The sequence below is a fragment of the Jutongia sp. SJQ-6 genome, assembly GCF_054161275.1.
On the sequence record NZ_CP195314.1, the window covers coordinates 696,424 to 710,834 of the forward strand.

Genomic DNA, 14,411 nt, shown 5'->3' on the forward strand with positions numbered 1-14,411 from the left:
CTAACTTGTCATTTCTTTTTCTCAAGTTAGCATTGTATGTCCCGAAATGTTGTGGTAATATATTGTAAAAATACAACGGAGGTACTTTTCATGAAACATCTAATCAGTCCCCTTGATTTATCGGTGGATGAACTGGACCACATATTGACCTTAGGGCAGTCGATCATGCATGATCCGCAAGCATATGCACATGTATGCGATGGCAAAAAATTAGCAACTTTATTTTATGAACCAAGCACTCGTACACGTCTCAGTTTTGAGGCAGCCATGTTAAATCTTGGCGGTAGCGTGCTTGGTTTTTCTTCCGCTGATTCCAGCTCAGCGTCCAAAGGAGAAAGCGTCGCTGACACGATCCGCGTAATCTCTTCTTATGCAGATATCTGTGCAATGCGCCACCCAAAAGAAGGAGCTCCTACCGTAGCTGCAATGCATTCACGGATACCGGTGATCAATGCCGGTGATGGCGGACATAATCACCCGACGCAGACATTAACGGATCTCTTAACGATCAAAACACTGACCGGGCGTCTGGATAATATGACCATCGGTATGTGCGGTGATCTGAAATTCGGCCGTACCGTACACTCTCTGATCAATGCTATGGTACGTTATCCGAATATACATTTTATATTGATCTCTCCGGATGAACTTCGTATTCCGGATTATCTTCGCCAAGAAGTCCTGGTGGACGGCAACATTGATTTCATCGAAACCAATGAATTGGAAAAATATATGCCAAAACTTGATATTTTATATATGACACGCGTGCAAAGAGAACGCTTTTTCAATGAGGAAGATTATATCCGCTTAAAAGACAGTTTCATCTTAGATGCAGCTAAGATGCGCTATGCCAAAGAAAATATGTATGTACTGCATCCGCTTCCGCGCGTCAACGAAATTGCAACTGAAGTCGATGATGATCCTCGTGCTGTATATTTTAAGCAGGCACAATTCGGTGTTTATGTACGAATGGCTCTGATCATGACTTTGCTTGGACTTGCAAAATAAAGGAGGTAACTATGTCACAGAAAGAAATTCCGGAAACCGGCAGATTAAATATCGGTGGATTAAACGAGGGTGTTGTCATCGATCATATTCAGGCCGGAGGTGCCATGAAAATATATGAATATCTCAACTTAGAAAAATTAGACTGCTCTGTTGCCATTATCAAAAATGCACGCAGCAACAAAATGGGCAAAAAGGACATTATCAAGATCGAAGGTCCTTTGGATATTGATCTGAATGTTCTCGGTGTATTAGATCCAAATTTAACGATCAATATTATTAAGGATAACAATATCGTTGCCAAACATAAACTGGAACTTCCGGAAACCGTTACCGGAATTATCCGCTGCAAAAATCCGCGCTGTATCACTTCGATCGAGCAGGAGTTACCACACTCTTTCAAATTGACAGACCGCAACAGACGGATTTATCGCTGCATTTATTGTGAATCTAAATTCAAAGGAAGTTTGGTCAACTGATATGTAATGACCTCTTGTCAAGTACAAATTAACAGAAATCACCACAAACTTTATTTAATTGTTGCTGAAGGCACCCAGAAAGAGCCTCGGAGTATCAGTTCTCGGCCTTGGCCACTCTGATATACGTGGATTGGTTACCTACAGGTCAATGGTCCGCCGTGAGCTCTACCGTCTAAAAGCGTGGATCACAGATCTCTCTGTACCGACATAGTTGAATCGTAGATAGCTCGAACCTTGAAATGGCCGAAGCCCTTTCAAGATGTCTTCAGTTGTTACTTTGTATTGGCCAGATGTATGTGGCGTAAGCCATCTTACATCTGCTTAATTACCCACCATAACAGCGGGATGATGATGTCAAGGCTGCGCAAGCACCGCCATAGGCGGCTGGGTCTTGACAGTAGCAGCACGATGTTATACCCACGTCAGGCAATGTTATCTGTCATCATGCCCCACATGAAGCATGCAAGTTCCCTTGCGATTGCTGTTTTGGCTACATTATGTTTCTTATACTTATTAAGCACCATCTTGTAGTATCGGCGTCTTAGACGCTCGTTAGCTTTGTCAGCATAAGCGATGACTGCAGGTGTATTCCCTGACTGACGGGACTTTAGTTCTTTGGATTTGAAACCAACCTGTCCTCTTGCATAGCATTGTGACGCTTCTGTTAGGAGTAGCCGTACATGCCTGTTTCCTGCTTTGGTAATTCCTAGTCTGTTCTGATCATCGCCGCTGGAATCTTCACCAGGTACAAGACCGAGGTAAGAAGCAAAGTGCTGGGCAGAAGCAAAGCGCTTGAAATCACCGACTTCAACCAGAACAGAAAGTGCAGTATGTGTCTTCACACCGATGAAGCAGCAAAGCTTTTTCACTGCTTCCTTGTATTCATCCTGTGTTGCAAGCTCCTCAATACGCTTATCCAATCGTTCAATCTTGTCTGATAGTGTCTGGTATGTCAGCAGGTATTCGTCGAGGATCTCCTTGTACAGAGCCTCAGGAGTTAAGGCCTTAAGCCATTTAAGATGAGCTGCTGTCCAATGACTTTTTCCGTCATAGCGATAGTTATGGCGTAAACAGAACGCAAGAATCTGCTGCTTCACTTTTTTCAGTGCTAGTTTGTGATCGTCCCTCATGCGCAGGAATTCTTTTGTTTCTTCATCCTTTGCAGTTGGGATATGAACAGGGCTGTAGTTATGCTGTGCAAGACATTTGGCAATGATTTCAGCATCACGTCTGTCTGTTTTTATACGCTTTTTACTACGCTGTTCAAGCATTGTAGTAGGAGCGAGAATAATGCATTTTACATTGTTCGCCGTTAATTGGTGATACAAAGTATAACCGAAGCAGCCAGCCTCATAACCGCATATGAAGTTAGCATCGTCTCCGTAGATGGTTCTAAGAAACTCCAGATAGTTCAGAACTTTTTTGTAATCAGCTTCTGTCCTCTGGTAGTGAGAAGCCTTTTCGGCTTCAATTGTGTAAGCACAAAGTGAAAAACTTTCCTTGTGAACATCCATTCCTACGTAAACTGTGTTATAATTCATTTGATGACCTCCCTTTGTATGCGGTAATCCCTGTTACTATTTGCTTTTGACAATCATTAGTATACAGGTAAATCCACGAAGTTACAAAGTGGAGGTCATTACATATTGTCTAACAGATCACTTTTCTACTGATTTGTAAAACAATGTGTTGTTGCTCTACTTAAGTCAAAAAAAGGCTGCCCCTTTCCACAAGATGTTCGGTAAAGGGACAGCCTTTTTAGCTGCTATTATGTTTGTAACATCATCAAAAACTACGGTTGTGCGATATATTCCACTACATTTCTTTTAGGAAAGACCGGTGATCACACCATCCTCGTTTACATCAATGCGCTCAGCCGCCGGATGAAGTGGCAATCCCGGCATTGTCATGACCGTACCGGTGATCGCAACGACAAATCCTGCTCCTGCGGACACATACACTTCACGTATCGTAATCTCAAATCCTTCCGGACGACCTAACTTCTTAGGATCATCAGACAATGAATACTGATTCTTTGCCATACAGATTGGTGTATCGCCATACCCAAGACTCTCTAAACGGTCAATTGCTTTCGCTGCTGCAGGTGCATAATTAACCTTGCCGGCGCCATAAATTTCTTTCGCAATCTTCTCAATCTTTTCCCGAATAGATAACTCGGTATCATATAACGGTGTAAAATCGCTCTCTTTGGTTTCCAGCGTATGAATTACCTCTTTTGCCAAAGCAATGCCGCCTTCTCCACCTTTTTCCCATACTTCGGAAAGTGCAAAATCACAGCCTCTTTCTTTACAGAACTGCTCAATGTACTGAAGCTCTGCATCGGTATCCGTTACAAAACGGTTCAAAGTTACTACACATGGTACCTTGAACTTTGCAACATTCTCAATATGTTTCTCTAAGTTTACGATACCTGCTTTTAACGCTTCCAGATTCTCTTCACCAAGATTTTCTTTGGCAACGCCGCCATTATATTTCAGGGCACGTACCGTAGCAACCAATACAACTGCATCCGGTTTCATGCCTGCCATACGACACTTAATATCAAAAAACTTCTCTGCACCAAGATCTGCGCCAAAACCAGCCTCTGTAATGACGTAATCCGCTAATTTAAGTCCGGTCCTTGTTGCACGGACACTATTACAGCCATGTGCAATATTAGCAAACGGGCCACCATGTACTAACGCCGGTGTATTTTCAAGCGTCTGCACCATATTAGGCTTGATGGCATCCTTTAATAACGCTGCCATTGCTCCTACTGCATTTAACTGTCCTGCCGTTACCGGTTCACCGGCATAATTATAAGCTACGATAATACGAGACAAACGTTCCTTCAGATCCTTCATATTATCCGCAAGACATAAGATTGCCATGATTTCTGAGGCAACAGAGATAATAAAATGATCCTCGCGTACAACTCCATCTACCGGACGTCCAAGACCAACCACAATATTACGAAGCACACGATCATTCATATCCATACAGCGTTTCCACACGATCTGATTCGTATCGATCTGCAATGCATTGCCTTGCTTAATATGGTTATCCAGCATGGCTGCCAACAAGTTATTGGCAGATGTAATTGCATGAAAATCACCGGTAAAATGAAGATTTAAGTCCTCCATCGGAACTACCTGGGCGTTACCGCCTCCTGCCGCTCCACCTTTGATACCAAAGCATGGTCCAAGAGATGGCTCGCGAAGTGCGATCACTGCCTTTTTGCCAAGCTTCCCCATAGCCTGTCCAAGACCAACGGAAGTTGTTGTCTTGCCCTCTCCTGCCGGGGTAGGATTGATCGCTGTCACTAAGATCAGCTTTCCATCCGGGTTATCTTTTACTCTATCCCAAAGCTCATCTCCAAGCTTTGCTTTGTATTTACCATACATTTCTAATTCATCCTTCGGGATATTCAGCTGTTCTGCCACTTCCCAAATTGGAATCATATTGGCTGCCTGCGCGATTTCAATATCTGATTTCATGTACAAAATCCTCCATTCTCTTTCTCCTGCTCCTCATAGTCCCCCTAAAAGTGACTAATCTTTATCCTATCATTTTTATAGTTTTTTGGCAAGCCACCCTACATAATCCGACACAATGTCGTGATCACTGCAGGCGTACAACATACGGCATCCCACCATTTCTTCTAACTCATTAAATACCATGCATCCACTCTTCTCTAACAAAAAATCCACTCCGACAAACGCTAAGGCACTGCCTCCTAACGCCATAATATACTGTCTGACTAACTCTTTTGTCATATTGTCCAGAGGATACTCTCGCACAGACCCACCCAGGGAATAGTTCGAGCGAAAATCACCAAAGCCCTGACGAAGTACCGCTGCATAAGGCTGTCCTCCTATAACATAGATGCGTATATCGCGGCTGTCACTGTCTATCCATTCCTGGCACAACAACTTTCGGTTAAGAAGCGGTTGCAGTTTCTCCTGTGTTTTCTCTTCTTCATCCCATTCTTCCATAGATACCAGAAATACTTCGCTGCCGCCATGTCCACCAACCGATTTAAGCACTACATTATGTCCCATCAGACCGCATTTGTCCTGCCATTTCAATACTACCCTTTTCAGCTTGATAAAAGCATTCTTCTTTTGGGTCTCAATGGATACCTGTGTCATATCTGCCAGTCCGACCGCATACTGCGTCAGATCGATCACAGTGCTTTTTGGTATCTGTAGTGGGCTCTTTGCTGACCACTTTTGTTTGAGTTTTTGCAAAGTCACCGCTTTATCATTCCCGGTATGAACGATATCACTCGAATGAAATACCAAAACTCCATGACATTCATAGAACAGACTGACTTCAGGATCTCTGGTCCGATTGATCACAAAATCCGGCAAGGGGGACGTTTTGTACTGATCCTTTGTCACCAAGCAAAATCTCAGACCATAGGCTTTTCCTGCCTGTGCAAACATAGACACAAAGCCACGGTTTTTCTCCCCTTCTGCTGTTTCATAAATCATATAACCTATGCGCTGCATTTATTCATCCCCTATGATTTCTCTCCTGTTTTCCTTCCAACACACGCTTAATATACTGCATGATCTTGTCTGCTGTATTTACCCCGGTACATTCTGCAATATTTCGAAAATGTGCATTGGAATTCACCTCACAGATCATATTTGCCGGTTTATCTTCACCACTTACAAATAACAGATCAACGCCCGCAAAATCAAGCCCCAATGCAAGCACTGCGCGAACAGCAAGATCACATTCTTCCTGCGAAGCTTCATAAGCTTCCATCTGCCCGCCATTCGATAAATTTGCACGGAAATCCGTTTTTGACCGACGCTTCATTGCCGCTACCACTTCTGTTCCTACAACCTGCAAACGCACGTCCACACCTGCACTCGCAGCAATAAACTTTTGATATAAAAATGGGGTGCCCGCCAATTTTTTCGTATAGCTAAGTGCCTCTTCCCGATCCTTTGCCAAATAAACCTGCCAGCCAAACGACCCAAAACACTCTTTGATCACCATCGGATAGCCTATCTGCTTCTCGATCGAAGACAAAAAATCCACATCTGTATAACCCACAGTAGCAAATGTTAAGGGAGCAACAACAGATGGGATCAAGGAAAACGCCTCCTCCGATGCCTCTGTTAGCAACCGAAAAGTTTCACTCTTATCGTCACAAGCCGCAACCGCCTCAGGCGTGTTAAAGATCGGAATCCCCCGTTTTTGACAATAACGCTCCATCCATTTTGCCAAACGTATGTCTTTGTCCCAAAAAATAATAAACGAATATGACGCTAACTTTGCCTCATCAGATTCCATTCCATAGATTGCATGAAGCATAGCGTTATCGCACAGATCCAGCCGGATCTCCTGCTGCCTTGCAGCTTCCCGCAGCCACTCATAATGCTCGACAAATTTACCGTTTTTTAGAAACGCATTTGTCACCAACAATCCCCGGATATTTTTTGTCGCCATCATACTCCATGCTCCTCCAGATCATCTACCATCCCTTGTAATGGATCTTGCTCTTCCGAGATCACATGCTCCGGATTTTCTAACATATCACTTGCAGAAAGTTCCTGTGCATAAGCTTCCAGCTCATCTGCTTCTGTTGCTGCATCGCCTCCTGACAGATATGCCTCAAACTGCTCCATCGTCATCAATACCTTTCTAGGCTTAGTGCCCTCTGCCGGTCCGACTACTCCTGCTTGATGCAATTGGTCAATAATGCGTCCTGCACGATTAAATCCTATTGAAAAACGACGCTGTAATTGTCCTGCTGCCGCACGCTCTGATTCAATAACAAAACGTCCTGCATCGGCAAAATACTCATCAACATCCGGTTTTTCGGATACGACTTCTGTCACTGTGCCATCCGGCTCTTCCGTAATTGCTGTCACCTCATGATTGTATTCCGGCTCTTCATTTGCCTCACATAGGAATTCAACCACATCGCTGACTTCTTTATCCGAAACAAATGCGCCCTGCACACGTACCGGCTCCGATTCTCCCGATGGAAAAAATAACATATCACCTTTACCAAGCAGTTTCTCTGCTCCACCTTTGTCCAGTATCGTTCTGGAGTCAATGGCTGATGATACCGAAAATGCAATTCTCGATGGAATATTCGCTTTGATAACGCCGGTGATGACATTTACCGATGGTCGCTGTGTTGCCAATACTAAGTGAATTCCCGCTGCACGTGCCAACTGAGCCAGTCTGCACACCGCATCCTCCACTTCTTTAGAAGCAACCATCATCAGATCAGCAAACTCATCAACAATGATAACTAACGATGGCATTTTGGAATATCCTGCTTTTTCCGGATCCTCTACTGTCTTGATCTTTTGATTGTAACCGGAAATATTACGTACTCCCAGTTCTTTGAATAAATTGTATCGTTCCATCATCTCCCGCACCGCCCAATTAAGCGCAGATGCCGCTTCGCGTGGATCCGTCACAACCGGACAGAACAAATGCGGGATTCCATTATATACACTAAGCTCTACCACTTTCGGGTCGATCATGATCAGCTTGACATCAGATGGATCTGCCTTATACAAAATGCTCATGATCAGCGTATTGATACATACCGATTTACCGGAACCGGTCGCTCCGGCGATCAATAAATGCGGCATCTTGGCAATATCCGTCATAATACGTTTACCGGCAATATCTTTACCAACCGCAAACGTAACCGGCGATTTTGCCTTACGGAAATCATCGCCCTCCAATAATTCTCGAAAATACACCGGACTTGGCTCCGGATTTGGCACTTCAATTCCAACCGCTGATTTTCCCGGGATCGGTGCTTCAATACGAACACTCGGTGCCGCCAAACTCAGCTTAAGATCGTCGGTAAGATTAGTGATCTTATTTACTCGGACACCCTGTTCCGGAAGCACTTCAAAACGGGTAACGGTTGGTCCACAGGTGACCGGTCCCATCGTCACGTTCACATTAAAGCTGCGCAGCGTATCCTGCAGTCTGGCTGCTGTCTCACGAAGCTCACTGTCGCTGACCCTTCCCGGTATCTCCTTTGGAACACTAAGCAATTCCACCGGAGGAAATTCATATGGTTTATGCTGTTCTTCACTCTGCTTTGCAGTCATTTTTTCCTTACCGGACGCAAAAGCATCTGCAATCTCCGCAGCGTTATAGGTAGAAACCGCACCACTTCCTCCTCGCACCGTACTGCTCTCTGATTTTGTCGTTGAACGTTCTGCTTTATTCAGACTATTACGATTTGTCCGACTTGTCTTTGCCGGTTTCTTCGGCTCTTCAGAAACCTTCTCCGTCATTGCCATTGCCTGTGTCATATTCTCCTTCGTTTCCGCAATGTAACTCTCAAGTGACTGCGTCGAAGGCTGCTCGTGTAACGGTGATGTGATTGTTTCCGACAACGGTTTATCAAACTTGCGTCGCAGTTCCTCACGATAGATTGGAATCTCTGAAGATGGCTCCACCGACATATGCTGTTCTTCCTGCTGCACTTTTTGATGCTCTATCGACTCCTGTTCCTGCGTCTGCGTACGCACACTTTTCCCACTCGGTAATATCTCTTCCAGCTTTCCGGCTTTTTCTTTGGTTGTATTTGTATTTTTGCGATTTTCCTGTTCTTTTTCCTGCATCCGGTCTATCTGCTCATTCATCTGCTGCAAATTGACAGACTGCATTTGATGATCCGAGTATATCTTACGTCGTTTCGGTGGACGAACCTTGTAAGATGGCACCGTGTAATCTTCTTCTTGACGGATCACCTCATAGGCTTCTCCCATCTCCTGATAATAGGCATTTCGCTTGCGCAGCATTGCCATCCATTCAATTCCATAAAATATGTAAATGCTAACTAATAATAATGCGCCTAATACGCAATAACCACCCACTTCACCCAGTACACGGAATACTCCTAAGTCGATGTATTTACCAACAATACCACTGCCCGTCAATCCCATTAACGCCAACACGATTACCGTACCACTGGCAATTCTGCGCGGTACGCGTTTGTCTCCCGGATTTACGATCGAAAAAATAACAGCAAGAACGATTGCCATCGGAATCATCCATGCCGTCCAGCCAAATAATTTCATAAAAATGTTTTTTATTACCGCTCCAAATTGTCCGGCAAGCCCAAAAAAACTCACATAGCATAGCACTAACACAGCACAATTGAGCAAAATCGTCATTCCCTGCTCAAATGCGATATGGTCCTGATACTCGTTCATTTCTTCAATCGTGCGTCGACGATATGTATTCGTCCCGGTGCGACTCGCTTTCGATGTACCGCCGCTTCCATTCTTCTTGTGAGCCGTCGTTTTAGACGTTGTCCTGCCAGACGGCTTGGTACTATGTACTGCCTTTACTCCGCTTGTCGTTTTTTTGGCACTTCGCCCTCCGCTGCCTGCCTTTTTCTTTGCCGCAGATGTCTTTGCTGCCATGACACTCCTCCAATTATCTGAATATTCCATAGCCGACCGTGATCAGTCCTACGATCGCACAATAAACTGCAAATATTTTATATTTCTTTCCCTGTATCAAACGCATCATAATGCAGATTGACAAATATCCTACTATTGCGGAAATAACTGTCGCCACTGCACATGCCGGTACTGCTGACGCCTGCAGTGGAGCCTTAGCAACATCCTTTAACTCCAACACGACCGCGCCTAAAACAGCCGGGATCGACATAATAAAAGAATATTTCACAGCAAACTTCTTTTCAAAACCGCAAAGCAGACAAGCTGTAATCGTCGTTCCGGAACGCGACAGCCCCGGCATTGTTGCGATTCCCTGTGCAACACCGATCAATCCCGCATTGACATACGACGCCTCTCTTGGTCGTTTTGTTCCTTCATCTGCATAATCTGCAATAACCAAAAATACAGAAGTGATCAACAGACAGATGCCCGGAACGACCAACACAGTTCCTGCAAGTTCCACCGTATCCTTAAATAAGATGCCGATCACGCCTGTCGGAATCGTAGACACGATCACTAACATAACAAACTTTCGATAAGCTGTACGAACAATTTTGTGATAATGACGCTCATTCCCTCGAAATCCTGAGAACCAAATTCCGATATTTGCAAATACGTCTCCTACAATATGTAATCCTTCCACGATCATCTTCAAAATATCATGTCGGAATGCTACAAAAATAGCAAATAATGTTCCAAAATGCAGCATAACATCAAAGAAAAGGCCACCGCCCTCTAAGTCTATGTGCATGATCTCTTTCAAAATAACCAAATGCCCGGAACTGCTTATTGGTAAAAACTCTGCAAGTCCCTGAACAATACCTAATATAATCCCCTTCCAAACTGGCATATCCATCCTCATTTCTGTACGCAATCTTTACAGCTTCCCCCCGCGCTCTGCGCACCTGAACACAACGGGTTATGTAAACTACTATAATGAGCCGTCTTATAGCTCATTATAGCATACCCTCATATCAACTGCAAATGTCTGTTCTGTTTTTGGCAATGCGCTGCTGCAATTCCTGCAGTGCTTCATGAATACCGCCCACACATTGATACAAGCCTGCCTCTACCGCCTGCCTGCCGACCAAGATTGTGCCCAGATCTCTGCTCAATATGCCCGGAGTGATCATCCACTGTTCGATCGTATCCTCACTCACGTTAGAATGGGCGGCAATGAATCCGGTGATCCGTTCCTGTATCAAACGAAAATACTCATATGTCTGCGGCGCTCCAAGCACCATTCCGCTCATGCGTACCGGATGAATGATCACTGTCGCCGATGGGGCGATCACTGTGTAATCTGCCGCAACTGACAATGGCACCCCGATCGAATGGCTGTCTCCCACAACAAGCGCTACTGTTGGCTTGGATAAACCGGCGATCATCTCTGCCAACGCAAGTCCACAGGACACATCTCCACCTACCGTATTGATCAAAAATAATATGCCATCCAATTTGTCACTCTGCTCTAACGACGCCAAGATCGGGAGCATATGCTCATATTTTGTCGTTTTGGTCTGACTGGAAGCCGATTCATGTCCTTCAATCTCTCCAATGATCGAGACCAGCTGCATTCTCACCCCCGTCTCTTCATTCACCAGCAAACGCATTCCATATTCTTTTAGTACCTCGTCCATCTGCACACACCTCACTTTTCTGTTTCGTCTCTTGTAGTATGCGCCAAACAGATTTCTATTATACGGTTCTTGTGTTTATGTATCGATCCTGCGATAGATCATCGCTCCTAATATGCCAATTGCCGCACCTGCCAGAGTCCCGGCAATAAGAAGAACCGGCATATAATAAATAATTTTTGCAGTCTGCATCACGTATGCCGCAACCAAAAGCTGCCCGACATTGTGCATCACGCCGCCGGCAATGCTGATCCCATATATCGAAAACTTTTCTGTTTTTTTCAAAACAAACATAACTGCAAAACTAAGTAATCCCCCCGCAAAGCTATACAGCATCGTAGACAAACTGCCAAAAGTGACCCCACATAGTACAATACGGCAGACAGCCACTCCGAATGCTATCCCACCACCGAACTGATACAACGCAAATAGTGTTACCACATTCGATAATCCAAGCTTAATTCCGGGAATACCTAATGATATAGGTATCAATGATTCCAAATAGCTAAGGACCATAGCAAGAGCCACTAACACTCCTACGCCTGCAATTTTATGAGATTTTGTATCCATCTTCGTTTCTCCTCAACTATAGAAAAAGGATTGCCATACGAACATCCTATGACAATCCTTATAATCTACTGCATAAATAAAAGATTATAACTGATCTTTTACATCTTTAATGCTGAAGCTGGTACGTCCCATCTTATCCTTACCTAAGCATACCACTTTTACATGATCTCCAAGGGTAAGAACATCCTCAACATGATTGATACGCTCATTTGCAATCTTAGAAATGTGAACCATTCCTTCTTTGCCCGGAGCGAACTCAACAAATGCACCGAACTCCTTGATGCTGACAACATCGCCCTCTAAGATCTGTCCCTCATAATAATCCGTTGTAATGATCTGGATCAAGCGAATTGCCTCCTGCATCATCGCTTCATCTTCGCCACAAACAGAAACGGAACCGTCATCTGTAATGTCGATCTTCACACCGGTACGCTCGATCAATGTATTGATCGTCTTACCGCGCTGACCAACAACATCGCCAATCTTCTGCGGATCGATCTGAATCTGAACGATCTTCGGAGCATATGTGCCCACTTTCTCACGAGGTGCACCGATTGCCGGAAGCATAACCTCATTCAAAATGTACATTCTTGCCTCACGTGTGCGGCGAATTGCCTCCTCAACGATCGGTCTTGTAAGTCCATGAATCTTAATATCCATCTGGATCGCTGTAATACCATCTTTGGTACCTGCCACCTTAAAGTCCATGTCACCGAAGAAATCCTCTAAGCCCTGAATATCTGTCAATACCAGATATTCATCGTCTGTATCACCGGTTACCAATCCACAGGAAATACCTGCAACCGGTTTCTTGATCGGTACACCTGCTGCCATCAATGACATTGTAGATGCACAAATACTTGCCTGAGAAGTTGATCCGTTGGATTCAAAAGTCTCAGAAACAGTACGGATTGCATATGGGAACTCTTCCTCACTTGGAAGTACCGGAACAAGAGCTCTCTCTGCCAATGCACCATGTCCGATCTCACGACGTCCAGGTCCGCGGCTAGGTTTTGTCTCACCAACAGAATAAGACGGGAAGTTATAATGATGCATATAACGCTTGCTTGTCTTATTTGGATCTAATCCATCAACACGCTGGCACTCAGAAAGCGGTGCAAGCGTTGTGATCGTACAGATCTGTGTCTGTCCACGTGTAAACATTGCGGAGCCATGTACCCTCGGTACAAGATCAACCTCTGCTGCAAGCGGACGGATCTGATCGATCGCACGTCCATCCGGACGTTTGTGATCTACTAAGATCATTTTACGAACTGTCTTCTTCTGATACTGATATACAGCCTCATCAAGGATCTCTAACCAATCCTCTTTATCCGCAAATGCCTCTGCTAACTTCTCAGTTACAAGACGAACATTTTCTTCTCTTGTCTGCTTATCGTCAGAAAATACTGCCTCTTCCATCTCTGCCGGAGGAACGATCTCTTTGATCGCTGCAAACATCTCCTCAGGGATCGCACAGCTTGTATACTCATGTTTTGGCTTGCCGACCTCAGCAACGATCTGATCAACAAACTGAATGATCGTCTGGTTTACTTCGTGACATTTATAGATCGCTTCGATCATCTTGTCCTCCGGAAGCTCATTCGCACCAGCTTCGATCATAATAACTTTTTCACGAGTAGAAGCTACGGTCAAACGCAGATCTCCGTTATCCCACTGCTCCTGATTTGGATTGACGATAAACTCACCATCCACAAGTCCCATCTGTGTTGTAGCACAAGGACCTGCAAAAGGAATATCAGAAATACTTGTTGCCACTGCAGAACCGATCATAGCAACTAACTCCGGACGACACTCCGGATCTACGGAAAGTACCAGATTGTTCAAAGAACAGTCATTGCGGTAATCCTTCGGGAACAACGGACGCATTGGTCTGTCGATAACACGTGCTGTAAGTACTGCATTCTCAGAAGCCTTACCTTCACGTTTATTAAATCCTCCCGGAATCTTTCCAACGGAATACATCTTCTCTTCAAACTCTACAGACAATGGGAAAAAATCGATTCCCTCGCGTGGCTTATCGGATGCTGTAGCCGTACATAATACAGTTGTGTCTCCATAGTGCATCAATGCTGCACCGTTTGCCTGCTTAGCAACTCGTCCAATATCAATTGATAAAGTTCTGCCTGCAAGCTCCATTGAATAAGTCTTGTATGACATATATTAACCTCATTTCCGTGCTGTAAAATATACTCGGCACAAGGCAGGCACAGCACACTCCCTGTCTCGTC

The 14,411-nt window shown here is 44.6% G+C and carries 11 protein-coding genes; 2 read left to right on the plus strand and 9 right to left on the minus strand.

What is annotated here, in order from left to right; all coding sequences use genetic code 11:
- Positions 1–90 precede the first annotated feature (90 nt).
- Positions 91–1,008, plus strand: coding sequence for an aspartate carbamoyltransferase (pyrB, locus tag ACSAJE_RS03230; protein ID WP_118690398.1), 918 nt, complete (start codon positions 91–93; stop codon positions 1,006–1,008).
- Positions 1,009–1,019: 11 nt separating this feature from the next.
- Positions 1,020–1,484 carry an aspartate carbamoyltransferase regulatory subunit gene (locus ACSAJE_RS03235; RefSeq protein ID WP_022025802.1) on the plus strand — a complete coding sequence of 155 codons (465 nt, stop codon included), beginning with the start codon at positions 1,020–1,022 and terminating at the stop codon, positions 1,482–1,484.
- Positions 1,485–1,906: 422 nt separating this feature from the next.
- Here ACSAJE_RS03235 and ACSAJE_RS03240 read toward each other — a convergent pair whose 3' ends face one another.
- The 9 genes from ACSAJE_RS03240 to ACSAJE_RS03280 form a co-directional block, all read right to left on the minus strand.
- Complete coding sequence (locus ACSAJE_RS03240; RefSeq protein ID WP_458008882.1) at positions 1,907–3,025, minus strand: IS110 family RNA-guided transposase; 1,119 nt, start codon at positions 3,023–3,025, stop codon at positions 1,907–1,909.
- Positions 3,026–3,310: 285 nt separating this feature from the next.
- Positions 3,311–4,981: a formate--tetrahydrofolate ligase gene (locus ACSAJE_RS03245; protein ID WP_458009659.1), complete on the minus strand. Its 1,671-nt coding sequence runs from the start codon at positions 4,979–4,981 to the stop codon at positions 3,311–3,313.
- 75 nt (positions 4,982–5,056) lie between these two features.
- Positions 5,057–5,998 carry an ATP-grasp domain-containing protein gene (locus ACSAJE_RS03250; RefSeq protein WP_458009660.1) on the minus strand — a complete coding sequence of 314 codons (942 nt, stop codon included), beginning with the start codon at positions 5,996–5,998 and terminating at the stop codon, positions 5,057–5,059.
- Between the two features lie 4 nt (positions 5,999–6,002).
- Positions 6,003–6,953 (minus strand): ATP-grasp domain-containing protein, encoded by a 951-nt coding sequence (locus ACSAJE_RS03255; RefSeq protein ID WP_458009661.1) that lies wholly within the window; start codon positions 6,951–6,953, stop codon positions 6,003–6,005.
- A complete protein-coding gene (locus tag ACSAJE_RS03260) occupies positions 6,950–9,913 on the minus strand; it encodes a DNA translocase FtsK 4TM domain-containing protein (protein WP_458009662.1) in 2,964 nt (987 codons plus the stop codon). The genes ACSAJE_RS03255 and ACSAJE_RS03260 overlap by 4 nt, the downstream gene beginning before the upstream one ends.
- Before the next feature lie 13 nt (positions 9,914–9,926).
- Positions 9,927–10,802 (minus strand): undecaprenyl-diphosphate phosphatase, encoded by an 876-nt coding sequence (locus ACSAJE_RS03265; protein WP_458009663.1) that lies wholly within the window; start codon positions 10,800–10,802, stop codon positions 9,927–9,929.
- A 124-nt stretch (positions 10,803–10,926) separates the two neighbouring features.
- The gene (locus ACSAJE_RS03270; RefSeq protein ID WP_022025808.1) at positions 10,927–11,592 is read right to left on the minus strand and encodes a ClpP family protease; all 666 of its coding nucleotides are present in this window, start codon (positions 11,590–11,592) and stop codon (positions 10,927–10,929) included.
- Between the two features lie 75 nt (positions 11,593–11,667).
- Positions 11,668–12,159, minus strand: a complete 492-nt coding sequence (locus ACSAJE_RS03275) for a Gx transporter family protein (protein ID WP_458009664.1) — start codon at positions 12,157–12,159, stop codon at positions 11,668–11,670.
- Between the two features lie 84 nt (positions 12,160–12,243).
- Positions 12,244–14,340 carry a polyribonucleotide nucleotidyltransferase gene (locus ACSAJE_RS03280; RefSeq protein ID WP_022025810.1) on the minus strand — a complete coding sequence of 699 codons (2,097 nt, stop codon included), beginning with the start codon at positions 14,338–14,340 and terminating at the stop codon, positions 12,244–12,246.
- Positions 14,341–14,411: the final 71 nt, after the last annotated feature.